This is a genomic window from Streptomyces sp. B5E4 (assembly GCF_039871555.1).
Taxonomy (GTDB): Bacteria; Actinomycetota; Actinomycetes; order Streptomycetales; family Streptomycetaceae; genus Streptomyces.
The window spans coordinates 176,901-196,764 of record NZ_JBDPMI010000014.1 but is presented as its reverse complement, the minus strand read 5'-3'; the positions used below and the strand labels follow the sequence as shown (position 1 = coordinate 196,764).

The following is a 19,864-nucleotide window of genomic DNA, read 5'->3' as shown; positions in this document are numbered from 1 at the left end:
GACGTCACCCAGCGCTCGAACTGCCGGCGGCTCATCGCTGAGCGGGCGCGCCCCTGCCTGACGCGCGGGCGGCAACGGGGTGTCTGAACCGTCGGCCGGCGGGTACCGGGAAGGTCCGGCGCGACGGCACCGGGCCGTCGCCCCCTTCCCAGGCGAAGGAGACAGCCATGGCCGACCAGCAGGTCCACCAGATCATGACCGCGGCCCCGGTCGCGGTGGGCACGCTCACCGCGGTGCCGGAGGTCGCCCGCAGGATGCGCGACCACGACATCGGCGCCGTCCTGGTCACCGACGACGGCGAGCTGCGCGGGGTGGTCACCGACCGCGACCTCGTCGTGCGCGTCCTGGCCGCCGGCCGGGACCCCGGCAACACCACCGTCGCCGACGCCTGCAGCCAGGAGTTGGTCAGCGTAGGCCCCGGGGAACGGGTGGACCGCGCGGTGGAGTTGATGCGCAAGCACGCGCTGCGCCGGCTGCCCGTCGTCGACGACTGCGGGGGCGTCCTCGGGGTCGTCTCCCTGGGCGACGTCGCCGTGGAACGCGATCCGATGTCCGCCCTGAGCGACATCAGCATGGCGACGCCCAACAACTGACCCGCCCCGTCCCGGGCACCGCCACCCACCCGCTGCGCCCTGTCACACCGGACCGCGTGCGGGCATGCTCAGCGTTCGAGCAGGGTGCCGAGCGGCCCGAGGTCCAGGTTCAGGTCGTCGCGGGTCAGCCCGTGCTCCGCGCAGAGTTCGTCCATGCGCTGGTCGAGCAGCATCAGCGTCGTGCCGACCCGCTCCACCTGCTCGTCGGTGAGGTCGTCCTGATCGCAGCGGCGAAGCGCCTGCCGCTCCATGAGCTGACGGAGCAGCTCGACGACGGTCAGAACGAGAGAGACCAGGTCGCGGCCGACCCGGTCGGGGTCGAGATCCAGCCGGCCGGCCGCCGGGCCGGGGGCCGGTGGGTGCGAGGTCAGTGTCACAGCGGGCCACCGTCTCCCCACGGGGCGGGCACGCGCTCGTTGACGGACGACAGCAGCGCGTGCAGGGAAACGCGCACGAGCGGCACCTCCGCGATCGCCAGTACGAGGTCGCCGCTGACCACGACGCCGGTGTTGAGGACGCGATCGAGCAGGTCCACCAGCGGCACCCCGATGGGTGCACCGCTGTCCGGTTCCTCCCAGGCGACGACCTCGCCCACGTGCTCACCCACCGGCACCGGTCACACCTGCTTCCGCGAACGAATACGGCACCCACGGGCCGGTCAGTTCGATCTCGACGTCCCGGCACTCCGGGCTCTGCCGCAGCCGTCGAACCGCGTCGACGACCTCGCCGGCGCGCGTCTCGTCTACCAGATAGGCGCCGTTCAGGAGATGCGCCCCGCGCCCCGGGGTGAGGTTGGTGTCATGCGGACGCAGCCGCCGTCCGGCGACGGCGAGATTCAGGAAGATCCGCTCCACCTCCTCGACGACCTGGAGACCGGCCTCCTGCCGGCGTTCGCGCTCGTGCCGCACGCCGCGCAGCCGGTCCAGGTACGCGTGGCCCGGGCGGGCCGCCACGCGCCGGTCGTCCCGTCGCTCCGGCGCGTGTGCGGCAGGCACGGAGGGGCGCTCGGCCGGCCGGGCGTAGACCTTCACGCCCCACTCCGCCCGGCCGGCGATCCGTCTCAGGGCCGCGGTGAAGCGGTCGCGGTCGGCGCCGAGCGCGGCCTCGGCCCGCACGTCGCCGCGATAGAGCGTCGCCAGTGGGAGGGGGAGGACCGGTGCCGTGGTGGCCGCGGCGGCGATGACGGCGTGGTGGGCGCGGGCGCAGCGTTCCAGCTCCGTACGGTCCGTCAGCCGCTCGCGCAGGGTGTCCTCGCCGAACTCCGCGGCCGGCACGTCCTGCACCACCGCGGCGAGATCACCGAACCGCAGCAGCCGCACGGGGGAGCCGGGCGACTGCCCCGGCAGCCCGGCCAGGGCGGACTCGTCACCGCCGCGGCAGACCGCGTAGACGTACGTGGCCGTGGTTGCGGGCGCGCCCGGCGGCGCCGCCCCGCATGCCGTCCCGGTCATCAGTGGCGCCCCTTCCGTACGGACTCCCAGCCCTCCGCCCCGGCACGCTGGTGCCGGTCCGCCTCCCCGCCCGACTCAAGCTCCGCGACCCGCTCGCGCAGCCGCGCGTTCTCCTCCTCGACGGCATCGCGATGCGCACGGGTGGAGAGCGCCGGATCGGTCTCCCACCAGTCGATGCCCGCCTTCCTGGCCGTCTCGACGGAGGCGACGAACAGGCGGAGGCGGATGGTCAGCAGCTCGATGTCGAGCAGGTCGATCTTGATGTCGCCGGCGATGACGATGCCCTTGTCGAGGACCCGTTCGAGGATGTCGGCGAGGTTGGCCGGTCCCGAGGGGGTGGAGGGCACATGGGTGAGGGGCCGTTCGGCGACGTGATCCGTCACGCTCTCCGGCCCCCTCTCCGGCGCCCGCCGTCCTCCTCTTCTTCCTCCTCTTCTTCCTCCTCCTCGTCCTCTTCTTCCTCTCCGTCCTCGTCTTCGTAGTCCTCGTCCTCGTCCTCGTCCTCGTGCTCGTCGTACTGCTCGTCCTCCTCGCGTTCCTCTTCCTCCACGGCCTCGTCGTGGCTGCGCACGACCTCGCCGTCGCGGATCTCACCGCGCCAGCCCTCCGCCTCTTCCGACTGGAGCGTGACGTAGCGCTGGAAGTGCTTGAGGTCGAGCCGGAGCCGACGGCCCTGGGCGCGCCAGATGTTGCCGGTCTTCTCGACGAATCCGGACGGGTAGTACTCGACGACCACCGCCACGCGCGTCAGCTCGTCGTCCAGGCGGTGGAAGCTCACGGCGCCGCTTGTCGTTCCCTTCGAGCCTTCGGACGACCACACGATCCGCTGGTCCGGGACCTGCTCCGAGACGGTTGCCTCGTAGCTGCGGGAGGAGGGCCAGACGCGTACCTTCCAGGTGGTCTTGGTCTCGTCCTCCTCGTCCCGGGTGACGTTGCTGACGCCGTTCATGAAGCCGCCGAACTCCTCGAACTGCGTGAAGTGGTCGTAGACCACGCGCAGCGGGCGACCGATGTCGACGTGCTCGATGATGTTGATCGCCTTGAGGTCGCCCGGTTTGCTCCCGCCGCCGTCCGCGCCGACGGCCTCCTTCGCCTTGCCCACGACCTTGTCCTTCGCGCCCTTCGCCTTCTCGGACGCCAGCGCCTTCACGGGGTTCTCCCCCTTGGCGGCGCGGGCGGCGGTCTCGGCCAGGGGGCCGCCGCCCTTGGCGAGCTTGCTGGGGTCGGCGATGTCGGTGAGCTTGTCGGTGGCCTTGCTGACCGCGTGCTTGCCGACCGCACCCAGGTACTCCTTGAGTTCGTCGCGCAAGCGCGCCAGCGGCGCGGGGCCGGCGCTGTCCTCGGTTCCTGTACTTCCTCGCTTCGGTGTCATGACCGCTGCCTCCTGGAGGGTCGGCCGGCCGCCGCCGTACGGGTGCTCCTCGCGGTGCCGCGGCTGCCGCGCTCGGCGCCGGCGGCCGCCTTCTTCCGCGGCCCCGAGGCCGCGGGCCGGGCGCTGCTCGCCGTCTTCCCGCGAGCCGCATGCCTCCGCTTCGACGCGTCGCCGCGCCGATCGCGGTCCTCGTTCTCCTCGTTCTCCTCGTTCTCCTCGTTCTCCTCGTTCTCCTCGTTCTCCTCGTTCTCCTCGTCACGTCCCTCATCGGCGTCACGGTCCTCCCGCTCCTCCCCAAGGAGACCGAGGCGGTCCGTACGCTCGCGCAGGGAGTCGGAGAGGGACGCGACCCGGCGGTCGACCAGCGAGCCGATCGCCTGCCGCGCCGCCGTCACCATCTGGTCCGTGGCCTGGTCGGCCACCCCTGAGAGCTGCGGGCTGCCGGCGACCTTGCGGGCGCCCTTGCCCAAGAGGTCCTGCGGGGCGAGCCGCCTCCCGGCCACGAGGGCGGCGAGGGTGAGGGCGAGTTTGGCCTTCTTCGTCCTGCCGAGGAGATAGCCTCCGGCGACTCCGGCGAGGACGGTCGTCCTGTAACTATCCGTCATGACCCACTTCCTGTGCTCAGAGGGTTGTCGGTGTGGTCGGGGCCACCGGGATCGGCCGGTGCCGCCGGGTGGACAGTGGCGGGCTGCTCCAGCAGGTCGAGGATGCGCTCCTCCTCACGCTCGAACTCCTCCTCACCGAGTTCTCCGGCCTCGTACGCCCGGTTCAGCTCGCCGAGCCGAACCCGCAGCGTGCCCGGGTCGTACAGCTCGCGCTCCGCGGCGTCGAGCAGCCGGCCCGCCACCCACTCCACGCCCCGCACCGGCACCAGCGGCAGCAGCAGCACCCCGCTCAGCAGACCCATGTCAGCTCCTCACCGCTACCGGTCGCGGGGCGGCACCGGCGGTGGCACGGCTGCCCTCCCGGGGAACGAAGCTGTAGCAGGGCAGCGGGCCCGTCAGCCGCAGCTCCACCCGGTCCCGCAGCTCGGCCGCCCTGCGGTCGACCAGCTCTCTGCACCGCTCCGTGTGCGCACGCGGCAGGAGATAGGAGGTGTTGAGCACGCACCCGGGCACCTCGCCGCCCTGAACGCACTCGTCGGCGAGCGCCGCCAGCTCCTGCGCGACACCCTCGGCGGCTTGAGCGGCCCGCCGGGCGAGGCCCTCGGCAATAGACGAGCCGAGGCGGACGTTGCCCTCATAGGACGGATGCCGGCGGACGTCGGCGGCCAGCCGCCGTACGGACGGGTCCTCTCGTACGAGAGCTGCTACGCCCCCTTGTGCCGGCATCGCCTTGAGATTCATCTCGGTGCGGCGATCGAGCCGCCGGAGGGTGGCGAGGTGCGTCGAAGCCGCGGCGTCGAGCGCGCGGCGTACCGTCTCGGCCGAGTCGGCGACCATCCCGAACCGCATCGGCAGCACGGGGGCCACCGCACACAGCGCCAGCAGCAGATCCTGGTGGCCGGTCAGATCGCGCCTGCGTGCCCGCAGATCGGGCGGTACGTCGCTGACGACCGCCGCCAGCTCGCCCGCGGGCAGCAGCCGGACCGGGGCCGGCGGCCTGCCCACCCCGCGGAGGTCGAGCGGCAGTACCAGGCCGGCGTTGACGACGGCGTACACATAGAGCGGAGAGGGGGCCACCGCTCACGCCGCCCTGGTGCGCCGGCTCGAACGGCCGGGAGTCTTCGAGGCGGTCTTCCTGGCCGGCTTGGAGCGGGTGCCCGAGCTGCGTTTGCGGGGCGGTGCCTTCTCCGCCTCCTCCTCGTCCCGCTCGTCGTACTCGTCCTCGTCCTCGTCCTCGTCCTCGTCTATGCCGATCGCTTCCTTGACGCGGCCGCCGAGGGACTTGGCGGCCCTCCTGGCGCCGGTGGTGGCGACGGCGCTGCGGGACATGCCGGCGAAGAGGTCGGGGACCGTCCTGCTGGAGGCATCATCGTTGAGATCGAGCCGGTTGCAGATTTCGGCGAAGCGGAGGTACGTGTCGACACTGGCGACCACGATGCGGGCATCGATCTTGAGAATCTCGATGCCGACGAGCGACACCCGGACGAAGATGTCGATGACCATGCCGCGGTCGAGGATCAGCTCAAGGACGTCGTAAAGGGTTCCGGCGCGCGGGACACAGACAGCGGCCTCGTTGTACGTGGTGGTCGTCGTCGCCATGGGGCTCTTCCTTTTCCAGGGGTGCGGCGTGGCTGCCGTCAGTCGTCGCGCGCGCCGCGCCGGTAGCGCCTGATCCGCTCGTACTCGACGAGGTGTCCCGCGCTGTCCAGTTCCACGGCGTAGGTCGCCAGCAGGCTGGTCGTATCCGGGATCCGAGGCACTTCGAGCACGTCGACGTTCACCCGCCAGCCCTCCGCGGCCCGGCGCACGGCCGACACGCCTTCGGTCTCGTGGCTGATGAGGCGCGCCAGGCTGCGGCGCGCACGGCGAGCGGCCTCCTCGGGCCCGTCGACCGCATGGGCGGCCTTGGTACCGGAGGCGCGCTTCGAGATGGATTTCGCGGCGGGCCGGGCCCGCCGCTCGCGTTGCTCGGACACATGCTCAGTCTGCGGCGGCACCGTTGTCCCTGCACGTGGCGGTGGTCCATACGGGCAGGAGGGCAGGGCCGGCATGGCGTACCCCCAGTGGTCGCCGGCCGCCACCGTCAGGTGCCCGGTCCTGACCCCGGCCCGGGCGCTGCCCCGCGGCGGGTGACGGAGCAGTCGGCCTCGCCGGACGCGCTACGCGGCGGCAGGTCCGCCGGCGTTCGGCCTGAAGGCCGGCGAGGGTGTCCGCCTGACCGGCGACGGCGACCGCAAGGACACCCGCCTGCGCTCCGCCACCGACGACGGGTACCGGCTACCCGGTACGCGTGAGCCCTCGCCCCGCGGTCGGCGACCTGTCGGCACGGCGGACCGTGCCGCACGTCAGCTCGCGTGCGGGTAGGCGACCATCGTGTTCGACGCTTCGTCCCAGAACAGGCCGAATCCGGCGGTGTCGCCGAACGGGAACTCGGTGTTGACGTCGTCGAACTCCTCGATCTTGCCGGTCCTCATGTCGAGTTGCACCGGCGTGCCCGCCGAGCTGAAGCCCTCCGACGTGATGGCGTAACCGAACGCGACGCCCTCGTCGGTGACGGTCTGGAACTCGACCGGATTGGTGGAGTCGGTGCGCTCGTAGCACACGCCTGTGCCCTCTTCGAGGTCGAACACCCGGCCTCCGTGGGCGAGATAGCGGCCGTCGGCCGACAGGTGGTCGTCGATGGGGGTCGAGTCCCCCTTGCAGCGGACCGTGGCGAGCGTCTCACCGGAGGCGCTGTCGACGGCGCTCCACACGACCGCGTCGGAGGTCCGCTCCCGGCCCCAGTCCACGACGAGGAGATCGTCGGCGATGACCTGGGCGATGGGCGACGCCTCCGGGTCGGCGCCCTTCGGCCGGAGGTCGGCGGCGGTCCACCCGCCGGGCACCCAGAAGCCGTCGTAGTCGATGTCGACGCTGGTGCCCATCAGCAGACCGTTGTCGGTCAGCCCCTGGACCTCCCAACTGCTCTCGCACTCGGGGCAGTCGGCGGGCGGCTCCTGGTCGCCGACACCGTACTCGGTGGTGTCGCCGGTCGCCGGGTCGACGGCCACCACGGTGTCGCCGCCGTCCGACACCAGCAGTCCTGCGCCGCCGCCTCGGACCTTGCCCTCACCCGGCACCTCGACGTGGACCGGCCGTACGCCCTCGCCGGACGCGTCGACCGGGAAGATGTCGAGGGCGACGACCTCCTTGCCCCGGTTGACGGCGTCGGCATCGGTGGTGCCGGACGACCAGGCGGCCAGATACTCCTTGCCGTCCACAGTCATCCTGATGACGGGCAAGTCCGTGTTGCCCAGCGGACTGACCGGAACGCTGCTCCAGCGCTTCTCGCCGGTCGCGGCGTCCAGGACCGTGAACCCGTGCTCGCCGGGTCCGCCCTCGCCCTGCCGCTCCCCGTGCACCGCCACGGCGCCGCTCCGGGGGAGCACCAACTGCGTGCCCTCCTCCGTCGACTCCCAGCCGCGCCCCGTGTCGTACAGCGCCGGCACCTCCAACTGCGTGCCGGGCGGTGTCGCTTCGGCACCCGGGGACGGGCCGGTGCGCTTGCCCCCGTTCGCCCCGGGGCTCTCCTCGCCTCCTCCGGAGTCCGAGCAGCCCGCCGGTAACGCCACCACCACCGCCACGCAGGCGATCCACCCCGTCGTACGCATCAGCGCCCCCACCCGTACTCGATCGAGCGCACCACAATGTCACCGTGGCCGGCGGGCCGCAAACCTCGTCCCTGCCCGCGTGGCAGGGAGGTTCGCCGGCGACCGGCGGACCGCCGCCTGCGCCGGTGAAGGCCCGTTGATCCGGCACTCCACGTCGCCGCCGTCTTCATCCCGCCAGCAGGACGATCCAGGGAGAAACGGCTCAGCCACCCGTGATCGCCCGCACGCTCTCCTGCACCGCCGTGACCATACTCGCCAGCGCCGTGGCATCGCCCACGTACGTCCGCAGCCGCGTGAGGCGGGTGGTGGCGATCTCGGCATCCACGCTGCCGTCGGCGACCTCAGCCGCCAGTGCGTCGGCCTCTATCCGCGCCTGTTCCGCATCGGCCGCCTCCAGTTCGTCCAGGCGGGAGCGCAGCGCAGCGAGCGCTTCGAGCGCGTCGCGTACCGCGGCATCGCCGTCGCCGGACCGGACGGCCCGGGCGTGGTCGCCCGCGGCCAGCGCGGAGTCGCTGACGCGGGCGTTGCCACTGATGACGATGCCCTTGTTGACCCGCTGTTCCCCGGTCATGCCGCACCCCCTCCGGCTTTGCCGGGCGCCCCGCCGGCCGGTGCGCCGCCGGCCCTTGCGCCGCCCGTCGGCGCCTGCGGACGTAGCCCTTCGGCGACCGCCGTCGCCCCTGCGCCGGCCGCCATGCTGCCGCTCATGGAGCCGCCGGTCATCATGATGCCCTGGTTGAGGATGACGTTGCGCTGCTGCCGCAGGTCCCCGAGATCCAGTCCGTGTTCGCTCAGGAACGACGCCACCGATTCGAAGAGCTGCTCGTCGATCTGCTTCGTGATGCGGTTGACGTCCGTCTTCTGGAAGAAGTCCCTGTACGCGTGCGAGGAGGCCGCCTCGCGCAGACTCTGCCCGGCGCCGAAGTCGAAGCGCCGGTCGATCTCGACGGCCTTGCGCTCGTCCTGCAGCCTGCGCCGCCGCCGGGCCGGGGTACGCAGCTCGGAAAAGGCGTGGGACAGCGCGGACACCAGCACTCCGCGGCTGTGCAGCAGCGCGTCGGCCAGGCCGGGCGAGACGGTGTCCGCCGCTGAGGGGTCCGCGATCGAGTCGGCCACTCGGTACTCCTCCCTGACGGGCGTCAGCACCAGCGCGTTCGCCTGGAGGTACAGCGTGGCGCCGCTCACCGCGACCTGGACGTAGACCGAGAGCACCAGGTCCGTGCCCCAGCTGCGTACCTGCGCGCACAGGCAGTGCCGTACGGGACCGTCGATCCGCCCCCGGGCCAGGGCGACGTACTCCGGCGACAGCCGGTCGGCCGGCGGGCCCTCGGGCGGCCAGCGACCGGCGGCGTCCGGCCAGTAGACGTGGTCGGGCAGCAGGGCGTTCTGCCGCAGCTCCGTGCCGCGTACGAACACCTTCTCCGTGACCTCCAGACCCGGGATGCGCTCCGTGGCGGAGGCCGTGGCCGTCCGCAAGGCGTCGAGGTCGGCCGCCAGGCGCCGGACGAGTTCATCCGTATCGAACGACACGGGCGACTGCTCGCGCTCCGTCTCCGGCCCGGACCCCAGCGCCTGGTCCTCGGGCCGCAGGCGCATGGCGAACGACCAGGACGTGACCTCGTCGCCGGCACCCACGAAGGGCTGGAAGCCGCGGTACAGGATCAGGTTGGTGTTGTCCGCGAGCGCCGCCGGGTCCAGCGGCCGGGCCCGCCGGCCCCGGCCGTCCCCGCGGAACGCCTGGAACGACTCGGGTGTCAGCTCCTCGCGGATCGCCCTCCTCGCCGCGTCCCGCTGTCCCCAGGTCATGATCCAGGGGAAGACCACCAGCAGTATCAGAGTCAGCAGGAAGACCGCTATCGGCTCCGAGTTCAGCCACACCGGCAGTCCGGCGGAGCCGAGGGTGCCGATCAGCAGGAGCCCGGCCGACATGAGCAGGGCGAGCACGACCGCCCGCACGTTCGAGTCCGGGTGCGGGCTGTCCGGGTCCCGCCGCCGCCCCAACACCGACAGCGGCTCCGCGCCGTGGCTGCCCGACAGCAGCGCGGTGCCCACCCAGTAGACGACCGTGACCACAGGCGCGAGGGCGAGCGACAGGAGGAACGCCGTGCCCACGGCCAGGTCGCGCCTGCGCAGGTCGCGTAACGTCCGCTCGGCGTGGGCGCGCACGGCTTCCAGGTAGACGCCGGGCGAGGACGCCCGCGCCCGGTACCGCTGGTGAAGCAGTTCCTCGACCACCCGCCGGGCGAAGCCCTCGTCGAGCCGGGCCCCGGCACACATGTACCGGGTCGAAGCGCTCCAGTCCTCCTGCCCCGGTACTCCCGCCCCGGTCGCTCCCGGCAGGGGCGGGCCGGCAGGCTGCGGCGGAGGCCCGAACACGCCCCCGCCCGCGACACGGGCGTCGTCCGTCCCACCGGCACCGGTATATGGCGTCGTCACGCTACATCCCCCCTTTTCTCGTTGCAGCGTCACCATTCTGCTCCTTACGTAGCCCGAAGAGGCAGTACATTTCCGGAAACTCCGGCCGCACCCGCGCAGGCTGCTAGGCTGCTGCGCCCTTCGAACCGGACGCGTGGCGGGCCGCGTCCGCCGGTGCACGGGCACTTTCACCGCCGGCCGTCGTGGGGACGGCAGGGCCCAGGCCGTTTCCTTCGGATCGTCTTGCTGACCGGATGGACCGTCGCGGTCAGTACGCCGCGGGGCGGCCCGAGTTCGTCCTCGTGCGGCTCAAGCCCCCGGCCCGTACCGCCGGTATGGCCAGCCGGCGTCCAATCGGCGTCCAGTCCCCCTGCGTAGCTTGTGGCCTGCTCGCCAACCACGAGGGGGAAAGCCAGTGATAGGGATCAAGAAGAGAGCCGTCGCGGCGGTCGCCGCGCTGTCCGCCGTCGCGGCGCTCGCCGTGGCCGCCCCGGCCGCCGGCAACTCGACCTCGCAGAACGCGGCAAGCCTCCGCGGCTACGGCATCTCCAGCGACGGCACGCTCATGGCCATGTTCACCACGGACCGGCCCACCGTGCTCGACTGGGTCCGGGTCATCACCGGGCTGAAAGGTGACACGGCCCTGCTCGGTATCGACCACCGCATCCAGAACGGCACCATGTACGGCCTCGGCAACCAGGGCGGGATCTACACCATCAGCACCCCGCCGCAGACGCCGGACGTGGTCGTCACCAAGGTCTCGCAGCTGCAGGTCCCGCTGTACGGAACCAACTTCGGTTTCGACTTCAACCCCGCCGCCGACCGGCTGCGGGTGGTCAGCGACAACGGCCAGAACCTGCGGCACAACCTGAACGACCACACCACCGTCGAGGACCTCGTCCTCACCACGCCGCCCGGCGGCACGACACGGGGCGTGACCGCTTCCGGCTACACGAACAACGATCTCAACAACCAGACGGTCACCTCCCTGTTCGGCATCAACACCAGCACCGACCAGGTGGTCATCCAGTCCCCGGCCAACAACGGCACGCTCGCCCCGACCGGGTCGCTCGGCTTCGACGCCGGCCCGAACGCGGGCCTGGACGTCTACGCCGACCTCGTCAACGGCAAGACGAAGACGAACACCGCGTTCGCCAGCCTTCAGCCGGCCGGCGGCGGCCCGTACTCGCTGTACGACGTGAACCTGCTCACGGGCGAGACGACCAGCCTGGGCCAGTTCCCACTGGCCATCAGCGACATCGCCATCCAGCTCGGCTCCTACTGAACACCGCTCGCGGCCACCGCGCCGGCCGCGTCGCCCCCGAGCCCGCCCCGGTCCGTCCGGGGCGGGCTCTCCCCTGTGCCCCGGCGGCGATCCGGAGCCGTGCCGGGCTTCGAACTGCTGGACGGCATGGTGCGTCTGCAGAATCCTGTGCCGCGGGGGGTCGCGCACGGGGCGAGCGAGGGGGTACGACATGCGGGTGCAGGTGTTGGGGCCGCTGGAGGTGTGGCGGGACGCGGTGCGCATCCCCCTCGGCACCCCGCAGCAGCGGGCGCTGCTCGGGCTGCTGGTGCTTGCGGATGGCCGGCCGCTCTCACGCGGCGAACTGGCCGAGGCCCTGTGGGGCGACGCCCAGCCGCGCAGCGCCGCGAACCTGATCCAGACGTATGTGAAGCGATTACGTCGGCTGCTGGAGCCGGACCGGCCGGCGCGCACCGCAAGCGAGCTGCTGCCGCGGGTGGGTGAGGGGTACGCGCTGCGGGTGCCCACCGCGGACGCGGACGGCGACGGCGTCGACCTCACGCACTTCCGCCGGCTCGCAGCGCAGGGCGAGGCGGCGCAGCGCGAGCACGGGCCCCGGCGCTCGGCCCTGCTGCTGGGCCAGGCGCTCGCGCTCTGGCACGGGCCGCCGCTGGCGGACCTCCCGTTGCTTGCAGGGCATCCGGCGCTGGTCGCGCTGGCGGGCGAGCGGCGGACGGCGGTCGCCCGGTACGGGACGGCGATGGTCGCATCGGGCAAGGCGGAGGAGGCGCTGCCGCTGCTGGTGGAGTATGCGGGGCGGCATCCGCTGGACGAGGGCACGCAGGCGTGCGTGGTGCGGGCGTACGAGGCGGTGGGGCAGCGCGATCTCGCGTTCGCCGCGTACCTCGACACCCGGCGCCGGCTCGCTGACGAGCTGGGCGTCGACCCCGGGCCCGAACTGACCGCGGCGTACACGAGGCTGCTGCGGGAACCATCGGGCGCCGGGGGCGAGCGGATGCGGACGACGCCGTCCGCCGTCGGCAGCAGGGCGCGGGGCGGGGCGCCGCCCTCGGCGGTCCGCCCGCCGCGGTCCCGGAACCCGCAGCCTCCGGCGGCGCGGTCGACGGAGCGGCAGGCGGCCGTGCCACAGCCGGTGCCCGTCTGGCCGGCGCCGCCTCCCCCACACCCCGTGCCGTCCCAACTCCCCGCCGACGTCTACGGCTTCTCCGGCCGCGGTGCCGAACTGCGCACGCTCGACGAGCCGCTGTCCGCCGGATTCGGCCCGCTGCCGATCCTGGTGATCTCCGGCACCGCCGGCACCGGCAAGACGGCGCTCGCCGTCCACTGGGCACACCGCGCGAGCAGCCGCTTCCCCGACGGCCAGCTCTACGTCAACCTCCGTGGCTACGACCCGCAGAGCCCGCTGCCCTGGGCCGACGCCCTCACCGGCTTCCTGCGCGCGCTCGGCCTCGGCGGAGCGCACATCCCGCTCGACCCGGAGGAGCGCGCGGCCCGCTTCCGCACCGAGGTCACCGGGCGGCGGATGCTCGTCGTGCTGGACAACGCGCTGTCGGTCGAGCAGGTACGCCCCCTGCTGCCCGGCTCGCCCTCGTGCGCCGTGCTCGTCACGAGCCGGGACAGCATGGCGGGCCTGGTGGCGCTGCACGGTGCCCGCCGCCTCGCCCTGGGTCCGCTGCCGCGGCGCGAGGCGATCGCGCTGCTCCGGCGGCTGATCGGGGAGAGAGCACCGGCGGATGCCGCGGCCTGCGCCGCGCTCGCCGAGCAGTGCGCGCGGCTGCCGCTGGCGCTGCGGGTGGCGGCGGAGCTGGCGGCCAAGCACCCGGGGGTGGCACTGGCGGAGTTGGTGACGGAGCTCGGCGACCACCGGCGGCGGCTGGATCTGCTGGACGCGGGCGGCGACCCCCGGGCGGCCGTACGGTCGGTGCTCTCCTGGTCCTACCGGCATCTGCCGCCCGCCGCCGCGCACGCCTTCCGGCTGCTGCACCTGCACCCCGGCCCCGACTTCGACGCCCGGTCCACCGCGGCACTGCTCGACGCGCCGGAGGACGACGCCACCCGGCTGCTCGACACGCTGCGTCGCGCGCACCTCGTGCAGTCCCCGCGGCCCGGCCGCTTCGCGATGCACGACCTGCTGCGCGCGTACGCGGAGGACATGGCGCGGCGGCACGATACCGAGGAGAACCGCGGGCTCGCGCGCGTCCGCCTCTACGACCACTACCTGGCCGGTGCGATGGCCGCAATGGACCAGCTCTACCCGGCAGAGCGCCACCACCGCCCGGCCAGCGCCCGCCCGCTGCCCCCGGCACCGGTACGCGAACCCGCCGAGACCCTCGACTGGCTCACCGCGGAGCTGCCGGTGCTGGGCGCGGTGTGCGCCGCGGCCGCAGCCGGGCCGCTGCCGGAGTACGCGGTCCGCATCTCGGCCGTGCTCTTCCGCCACCTCGACGGCGGCCATCACGCAGAGGGGCTCTCCTTCCACACCCACGCGCTGCACGCCGCGGAACGCACCGGCGACATCTCCGGCGAGGCACACGCCCTCACCAGCCTGGGTGCCGTCCACTGGCGACTCGGCGAACACCTGCCCGCCGAGGAGTACCTGGAGCGGGCCATCGTGCTGCACCAACGCTCCGGCGACCTCACCGGCCTGGCCCGCGCCTTGTCGAACCTCGGCAACGTCCACTGGCGACTCGGCCGGCTCGACGGCGCCGCCGACTGCCACGAGCGCGCGCTCGCGCTCTACCAAGAAGTCGGCGACCAGGTCGGCCAGGCCCGCACGCTGACGAACGTCGGCAACGTCAGTCTCCGCCGCGGCGACCTGCCCGGGGCCGCCGCCCATCAGCGCCGGGCGCTGGCACTGCACGCCGTCACCGGCGACCGTCCCGGCCGCGCCCGCACGCTGATGTTCCTCGGCCGCGTCCAACTGCGGCAGGGGTACCTGACGGCCGCCGCCGAGCACCTGCGCCAGGCACTCGACCTCTACCGCGCGCTGGGGCACGAGGGCCGCGAGGCGTACGCGCTCAGTGCGCTGGGCGACCTGTACCTGGCGCAGGAGCGGTACGCGGATGCCGCCGACCACCACCGCAGAGCGCTGCGGCTGTTCGGCACCACCGGCGAGCGCTACGGCGAGGCGGCGGCACTCAACGGCCTCGGCGAGGCTCTGCTCGGCGCCGGGCGCCCGGCGGAGGCGCTGGTCCACCACGTACGCGCCGGGGAGGTCGCCGCCACCACCGGCGAGAACGCCGAGCAGGCCCGTGCCCACACCGGCGCGGTACACGCCCGGCGCAGCGCCGACGCCGCCCCGCACACCCCCGCCCCCGCCACCACCTCCGACCGGTCGTGACCGCTCTCCCCCGGCCGCGGTGGAAGGTCCGGGGGGTAAGAGCGGCTGACGAACAGCCTGGTCGTCGGCGTCACCACAACCACGCTGGCCGTCGTCCTGTTTGCCATGGCAGGACACGCCCTCACCCAGATGCGGCGCCCGCTGGTCATGGGGGTCCGCCGCTGCGCTGCCGCTGCCCCCGGGCGCACCGTCTCCGACTCCTTCGACGTCCGCATCTACGGGGGCGGTGCGTACGACCTCTCCTGCTACGGCCCCGACGGTTTCGCCCGCAGACTCACGGGAGACCTCGACGCCGACGGCGCCACCGCGGAGGTCTCCGCCGCTCTCGGCAGCACCCGGGGCGGCCTGGTCACACTCGTCTGCACCAACACCGGGACGACAGCGGTGGCCTTCACGGTCGAGCACAGCCTGCACCTCGGGAAGACCGGTTCGTGATCGCGTTGGCTATGGTGGCGGGCCGCGATCAGCAGGCTGCCAACGACACGAAGGGCCGGCACTCGTGCGCACTGTCCACGTCGTCACCCACCCGGAGGCGACACACCACGTCGAGGGAGCCGTCGGCGGATGGCACGACTCCCGCCTGACACCGGCCGGCCTCCGAGCAGCCGCCTCCCTCGCCCAGGCGCTGCGGGCCCGGATCCCGGACGGCGCCGAGGTCGAGCTGTTCTCCTCGGATCTGCAGCGCACCCGGCAAGCCGCCGAGGAGGTGGCCGAACTGTTCGGCGTGACCCCGATCCCTGATCGCAGGCTACGGGAGAAGTCCTACGGCCAGGCGCAAGGGAAGCCGCAGGAGTGGCTGGACCGGCGCTTTGTCCCGCCACCAGCCGTCGGGGAACGGATGGACCATGACGAGGGTGTGGAGGGTGCCGAGACGAAGGCGGAGTGGGCGCAGCGCAGCTACGCGGCCATGGGCGAGATCCTGCAGCGTCCGTGCGAACACCAGATCGTCGTGACGCACGGCGGCTCGCTGACCTTCGTCATCGCCTCCTGGATCAAGATGCCGATCGAGTCGGCCGGCTACGTCAGCTTCCGGGCTCCTTCCGGCAGCATCACCACGCTGCGCGAGGACGACTTCTTCCACAACCGCCATGTTGTCAGCCTCGGTGATGCGCGCCATCTCGACACCGCACTCAGAGCTGTCCCGTAAATGATGCACGCGGGCGATTCCGGACACTGCCTGGCGGACGCCCTCGCCGCGCAGGCGGCAGTCGCGCGTGCGCGAGTCGGACATATTCGAACATACGCGTCGAGGGTGACGGCCACTCGTTCGGCCGTGGCGGACCCGTTCGCGCTGTCAGACTCCCAGGAGAGAACGCGCCGGTGGGGCGTGGGCGAGGCGGGAGCGGCGAGGCAGGGTGGGCGTGACCGAGCGCGGTACGGCCGGCCGTGCCGCTCCGGACAGGGCGGGGCCGGGCGTGACGGACTACGGCGTCCCGCGCGCACGCGCGGTGACGGAGGACGGGCCGGACGGGCGACACCGCGGTGGCGGAGCCGGCGATCAGCGGCTGGACAAGGGGGCGGCGCGTCCGGTCCCGCGGCACGTGGCCTGCGTGATGGATGGCAACGGCCGTTGGGCGCAGCGGCGTTCGCTTCCCCGTACGGCGGGTCACCGGGCCGCGGAGACCGCCGTCATCGACGTCATCGAGGCGGCCCGGGCCGCCGGCGTGGAGTGGCTCAGCCTGTACGCCTTTTCCACCGAGAACTGGACCCGCCCTGGCACCGAGGTCGAATTCCTGATGCGTCTGGTGCGCCGGGTGGTGCGCAAGCATGCGCCGCTGCTGCTCGCGCGCGGCATCCGCTGCCGTTTCCTCGGGGTCGCCGACCCGCGCATCCCCCGTGAACTGACCCAGGATTTCTATGACTTATCGGCGCTCACCGCCGACAACCGGGGGATGACGCTGACCGTCGCCTTCGACCACGGCGGGCGCCGCGACATCGTCGAGGCTGCAAGGTCGCTGATCCGCAGCGGGACGCCGGCCGACGAGGTGACCGAGCGGCTCTTCGCCGACCACCTGCCCTTCCCCGACACCCCCGATGTGGATCTGGTCATCCGCACCTCCGGTGAGCAGCGCATCTCCAACTTCATGCTCTGGCAGGTCGCCTATGCCGAGTGGGTCTTCCCCGAGGTGCTCTGGCCGGACTTCCGGGCTCCCGACCTCCTCGCCTACCTGCACGCCTACCGGCGCCGCGACCGCCGTTTCGGCGGCGTGCCCGCCCGGACGAACGGAGACCCATCATGACCACCGAAACCACGGGAACGGGCGACGACGCATTCCTGTTCGGCCCGAAATCGCACTTCAGCGCCTTCTTCGACGATCCGCGCTGGGCCCTGGCCATCATCCGCGCCACCGTGCTGGAGGCCGCTCACCCGCAGATCGGCGCCGCCCTCGTCGACAACTCCGTCTTCGTCGCCCACCCCTGGCGCCGACTGCGCAACACCTTCCTCAGCATGCGTCGTATGTTCGGCACCGATCCAGCGGTACGGGAACGGGAGGCCGCCCGACTCAACCGGCTGCACGCCCGCATGAGCGGCTCCGACTCCCGCGGCCGCGCCTACGACGCGAGGGACCGCGCGACCCGCGCCTGGGTGGTCGCCACCCTCTTCGAAAGCGCCGTCACCATGTGCCGGCTGAGCGGCCAGCCGCTGGGGCAGGACACGATGGAGCGGATGTACGCCGAGTACCGCGCGTTCCTGGCCGCGCTCGACGGCGACGCCGCAGAACTCCCCGAGGACCTGAACGACTTCTGGCGATACTTCGACCGGGTCGTCGAGAACGAGCTGGAGAACACCGAGGCGGCCCGCGTCATCCTCTACCGGCTCTTCGACCACCTGCCCGCCCCCGCGCTGCTCGACGGCGCGCCGACCCTCTGGGCGGCCGGCCGCGCTGTCGCCGGTCCGCTCATCGGCGCGATCACCGTCGCCTCGCTCCCCGAGCCCTACCGACGCCGGGCCGGCCTGCCCGAGATGCCCGGCGCCCCCACCCTCATGCAGGGCGCCTACCTCGCCGCCGGGCTCACCCGATTCCTGCCCGAGCGCTGGATCAATGCCGAAAGCATCATCGAAGCACTCTCACTCCCGCCCGACAGCGACGACCCCCGCGCCCGCACCGTAACCGCCCTGCGCGCCCGCATGAAGCAGGCATCGGCCCTCCTCCGCCTCCTCACACCACTGGGCGGCGACACCGGCCCCGGCCCGGCACCTGCGGCGGCCACAGAAAAGGGCCGGCGCTCGGCGGAGGAGTTCTTCCGCCGAGTGCTGGACCAGACCGGCGACGGCCATCTCGACTGGCCTGACCTCGCCGCGATGGCACGCGAACTCTCCACCCGCCTCGACCTGGACGAACCCGAGGAGGCCCGGCTCTACGACGCCTTCGCCGCCTGGTGGCGCGAGCTCCAGGCCGCCCTCGACACGGACGGCGACGGCCGCGTCAGCGCCGAGGAGTACGCCACCGCCGTCCCCTCCCTTGCCGGGCCCGCGCTCATCCGCGTTGCTGAGGTCCTCTTCGACGCCACCGACAAGGACGGCAACGGGAGCATCGACGCGGACGAGTACCGAACCCTCTTCCGCACCGCCTTCCACCGCGACCTCACCACCGACGGCACCTACGGCCGGAGCGCCTTCGTGGGCGACTTTCTCTCCTTCATGGCGGGCCGCCGCACCAGCACCCCGTACGACCCGCTCCTCGCCGACGCCTGACGCGTACCCGGGCATACGCCCGGCCCGCGGGGGTCAACACCCGCGGCCCCACGATCCGCCTCACCCCGCCCGTGGTCATCACCGGGGAGGACCTCGACCGGGCCCTCACCCGGCTCTGCGGCACCCTCGCCGGCTGACCCGGCCGCGCCCCGTCCCGGGGCAGGGTACGCGTCCGCACCCTGCCCCGGGACGCCCGCATCCGCCGTACGACTGGTAGACGCCCCCCATGTCACCGTGGCCTGCGCGTCCCTTCGCGGCGAGCACGGCGGGGACGGAGAATGCGGGACCGCAGCGGCATCTGCGGAGACCAGACGAGCGAGGCGGCCATGGCGGGTTCCACCACTCCGAAGGAGACCCCGGCCATCCGGAAGGAGGTCGCGGGCGAGCTGTCGAAGATCTTCAGTCTCCACGCCGCAGGCCTCGACTGGCCGCGGGCGATCCTGTTCCTGGACATCGCGCTGGTGCCGATGCTGGTCTTCTGGGCGATCGGGCACGAGCAGTACCTGCTCAGCGCGCTGTTCGGCCTACTGCTCGCGGCACTGGACGACCCCGGTGGCAGCTACGGGCGCCGCGCGGCGCGCATCGCGGTCTTCGCGCTGGTCGGCGCAGGGCTGACGGCGCTGGGCTTCGCCATCGGGGGGACCGCCTGGGGCTGGCTGGTCGTCGTGGGTTTCGCGGTCACGCTCGCGGCCGGTCTGGCGGTCGCCTTCGGGGTGCGCAGGTTCGCCACCGCCCTGCTGCTCAACGTCTGGTTCATCGTCGCGCTCGCGCTTTCGTTCCAGCTCCATCAGCACGCTCGTCCCACCAGCCACATCTGGGCTCAGGTCCTTGCCTGGTCGGGAGGAGCGGCGCTGTGGATCGCGGTGACCTTCACCGTGTGGCTGATCCGTGGGCGCGAGGACCGGCCCCAGCCGGTCACGGAACTGCCGGATGACACCTCACGGCAGCGGCTGACCGGGCCGGTGATCACGTTCGCGGTGATCCGCGCCGGGGGCGTGGCGTCGGCCTGTGCGCTTGCCTTCGGGCTGGAACTGTCGTACGGCTACTGGATTCCGATCGCGGCCGTCATCGCGATGAAGCCGAGTCTGGAGCAGACCACGCTCGTCGCCGCACAACGCCTCGCCGGAGCTCTGATCGGCGCTGCCGCGGCTTCGCTGCTGATCCTGTTGCCCGCGAGCGAAACCGGGACCAAGCTCTTCGCCATGATCCGCGGGCTCGAAGTGGTCGCGCTCGTCCTGCTGATGCACGCGGTGGCGATCCGTTTCTGGAACTACGCGCTCTCCAGTGCGGCCGTCGCCGCGGGAGTGCTCGTCCTGGTCAGCCTTCCGCATCGGAGCGACTACGCCGTCGAGGGCTACCGCGTGCTGTGGACGGCGTGCGGCGTGGCGATCGGCCTGGGCCTCATGCTGCTGGCGGGCAGGCTCGGCAAGCGCGACGACGAGACACCCTGACCGCCGCCCTGCACCCGCGCGCCCCT

21 protein-coding genes are annotated in these 19,864 nt (G+C 72.6%); 8 read left to right on the top strand and 13 right to left on the bottom strand.

The genetic code is table 11. From position 1 onward, the window contains the following. Positions 1 to 167 precede the first annotated feature (167 nt). Positions 168 to 593 carry a CBS domain-containing protein gene (locus ABGA99_RS20050; RefSeq protein ID WP_347579422.1) on the top strand — a complete coding sequence of 142 codons (426 nt, stop codon included), beginning with the start codon at positions 168 to 170 and terminating at the stop codon, positions 591 to 593. 68 nt (positions 594 to 661) lie between these two features. Here ABGA99_RS20050 and ABGA99_RS20045 read toward each other — a convergent pair whose 3' ends face one another. The 13 genes from ABGA99_RS20045 to ABGA99_RS19985 form a co-directional block, all read right to left on the bottom strand. Next, complete coding sequence (locus tag ABGA99_RS20045) at positions 662 to 970, bottom strand: gas vesicle protein K (protein ID WP_347579421.1); 309 nt, start codon at positions 968 to 970, stop codon at positions 662 to 664. Further along, entirely contained in the window at positions 967 to 1,206 is a 240-nt protein-coding gene (locus ABGA99_RS20040; RefSeq protein WP_347579420.1) for a gas vesicle protein, read from the bottom strand. The genes ABGA99_RS20045 and ABGA99_RS20040 overlap by 4 nt, the downstream gene beginning before the upstream one ends. Continuing rightward, positions 1,193 to 2,044, bottom strand: a complete 852-nt coding sequence (locus tag ABGA99_RS20035) for a GvpL/GvpF family gas vesicle protein (RefSeq protein WP_347583109.1) — start codon at positions 2,042 to 2,044, stop codon at positions 1,193 to 1,195. Before ABGA99_RS20035 ends, ABGA99_RS20040 begins: the two co-directional genes overlap by 14 nt. After that, complete coding sequence (locus ABGA99_RS20030) at positions 2,044 to 2,391, bottom strand: gas vesicle protein (RefSeq protein WP_347579439.1); 348 nt, start codon at positions 2,389 to 2,391, stop codon at positions 2,044 to 2,046. Before ABGA99_RS20030 ends, ABGA99_RS20035 begins: the two co-directional genes overlap by 1 nt. 32 nt (positions 2,392 to 2,423) lie before the next feature. Beyond that, positions 2,424 to 3,416 carry an SRPBCC family protein gene (locus tag ABGA99_RS20025; protein ID WP_347579418.1) on the bottom strand — a complete coding sequence of 331 codons (993 nt, stop codon included), beginning with the start codon at positions 3,414 to 3,416 and terminating at the stop codon, positions 2,424 to 2,426. Then, positions 3,413 to 4,021 carry a hypothetical protein gene (locus ABGA99_RS20020; RefSeq protein WP_347583108.1) on the bottom strand — a complete coding sequence of 203 codons (609 nt, stop codon included), beginning with the start codon at positions 4,019 to 4,021 and terminating at the stop codon, positions 3,413 to 3,415. The genes ABGA99_RS20025 and ABGA99_RS20020 overlap by 4 nt, the downstream gene beginning before the upstream one ends. Continuing rightward, the gene (locus tag ABGA99_RS20015) at positions 4,018 to 4,323 is read right to left on the bottom strand and encodes a gas vesicle protein GvpG (RefSeq protein ID WP_347579416.1); all 306 of its coding nucleotides are present in this window, start codon (positions 4,321 to 4,323) and stop codon (positions 4,018 to 4,020) included. The genes ABGA99_RS20020 and ABGA99_RS20015 overlap by 4 nt, the downstream gene beginning before the upstream one ends. 1 nt (position 4,324) lies before the next feature. Next, positions 4,325 to 5,098, bottom strand: coding sequence for a GvpL/GvpF family gas vesicle protein (locus ABGA99_RS20010; RefSeq protein ID WP_347583107.1), 774 nt, complete (start codon positions 5,096 to 5,098; stop codon positions 4,325 to 4,327). 3 nt (positions 5,099 to 5,101) lie between these two features. Beyond that, positions 5,102 to 5,620 carry a gas vesicle protein GvpJ gene (gvpJ, locus tag ABGA99_RS20005; protein WP_347583106.1) on the bottom strand — a complete coding sequence of 173 codons (519 nt, stop codon included), beginning with the start codon at positions 5,618 to 5,620 and terminating at the stop codon, positions 5,102 to 5,104. A 38-nt stretch (positions 5,621 to 5,658) separates the two neighbouring features. Further along, a complete protein-coding gene (gvpO, locus tag ABGA99_RS20000) occupies positions 5,659 to 5,997 on the bottom strand; it encodes a gas vesicle protein GvpO (protein WP_347583105.1) in 339 nt (112 codons plus the stop codon). Positions 5,998 to 6,366: 369 nt separating this feature from the next. After that, positions 6,367 to 7,671, bottom strand: a complete 1,305-nt coding sequence (locus ABGA99_RS19995) for a hypothetical protein (RefSeq protein ID WP_347583104.1) — start codon at positions 7,669 to 7,671, stop codon at positions 6,367 to 6,369. 202 nt (positions 7,672 to 7,873) lie between these two features. Beyond that, positions 7,874 to 8,242, bottom strand: coding sequence for a hypothetical protein (locus ABGA99_RS19990; RefSeq protein ID WP_347579411.1), 369 nt, complete (start codon positions 8,240 to 8,242; stop codon positions 7,874 to 7,876). Next, positions 8,239 to 9,948, bottom strand: coding sequence for a hypothetical protein (locus ABGA99_RS19985; protein ID WP_347579410.1), 1,710 nt, complete (start codon positions 9,946 to 9,948; stop codon positions 8,239 to 8,241). Before ABGA99_RS19985 ends, ABGA99_RS19990 begins: the two co-directional genes overlap by 4 nt. A gap of 556 nt (positions 9,949 to 10,504) precedes the next feature. Between ABGA99_RS19985 and ABGA99_RS19980 the strand changes: the two genes are divergently transcribed. The 7 genes from ABGA99_RS19980 to ABGA99_RS19950 all read left to right on the top strand — a co-directional run bounded on the left by ABGA99_RS19980 (position 10,505) and on the right by ABGA99_RS19950 (position 19,838). Then, complete coding sequence (locus tag ABGA99_RS19980) at positions 10,505 to 11,371, top strand: DUF4394 domain-containing protein (RefSeq protein ID WP_347579438.1); 867 nt, start codon at positions 10,505 to 10,507, stop codon at positions 11,369 to 11,371. A 190-nt stretch (positions 11,372 to 11,561) separates the two neighbouring features. Beyond that, the gene (locus ABGA99_RS19975; protein ID WP_347583103.1) at positions 11,562 to 14,690 is read left to right on the top strand and encodes a tetratricopeptide repeat protein; all 3,129 of its coding nucleotides are present in this window, start codon (positions 11,562 to 11,564) and stop codon (positions 14,688 to 14,690) included. A gap of 105 nt (positions 14,691 to 14,795) precedes the next feature. Continuing rightward, positions 14,796 to 15,125, top strand: a complete 330-nt coding sequence (locus tag ABGA99_RS19970) for a phospholipase domain-containing protein (protein ID WP_347583102.1) — start codon at positions 14,796 to 14,798, stop codon at positions 15,123 to 15,125. Positions 15,126 to 15,189: 64 nt separating this feature from the next. Further along, on the top strand, positions 15,190 to 15,837 hold the full coding sequence (locus tag ABGA99_RS19965) for a histidine phosphatase family protein (RefSeq protein WP_347583101.1): 648 nt from the start codon (positions 15,190 to 15,192) through the stop codon (positions 15,835 to 15,837). 406 nt (positions 15,838 to 16,243) lie between these two features. Next, on the top strand, positions 16,244 to 16,930 hold the full coding sequence (gene uppS, locus ABGA99_RS19960; RefSeq protein WP_347579437.1) for a polyprenyl diphosphate synthase: 687 nt from the start codon (positions 16,244 to 16,246) through the stop codon (positions 16,928 to 16,930). Further along, positions 16,927 to 18,387 carry an oxygenase MpaB family protein gene (locus tag ABGA99_RS19955; protein WP_347579406.1) on the top strand — a complete coding sequence of 487 codons (1,461 nt, stop codon included), beginning with the start codon at positions 16,927 to 16,929 and terminating at the stop codon, positions 18,385 to 18,387. The genes uppS and ABGA99_RS19955 overlap by 4 nt, the downstream gene beginning before the upstream one ends. A gap of 278 nt (positions 18,388 to 18,665) precedes the next feature. Next, on the top strand, positions 18,666 to 19,838 hold the full coding sequence (locus tag ABGA99_RS19950; protein ID WP_347583100.1) for an FUSC family protein: 1,173 nt from the start codon (positions 18,666 to 18,668) through the stop codon (positions 19,836 to 19,838). Positions 19,839 to 19,864: the final 26 nt, after the last annotated feature.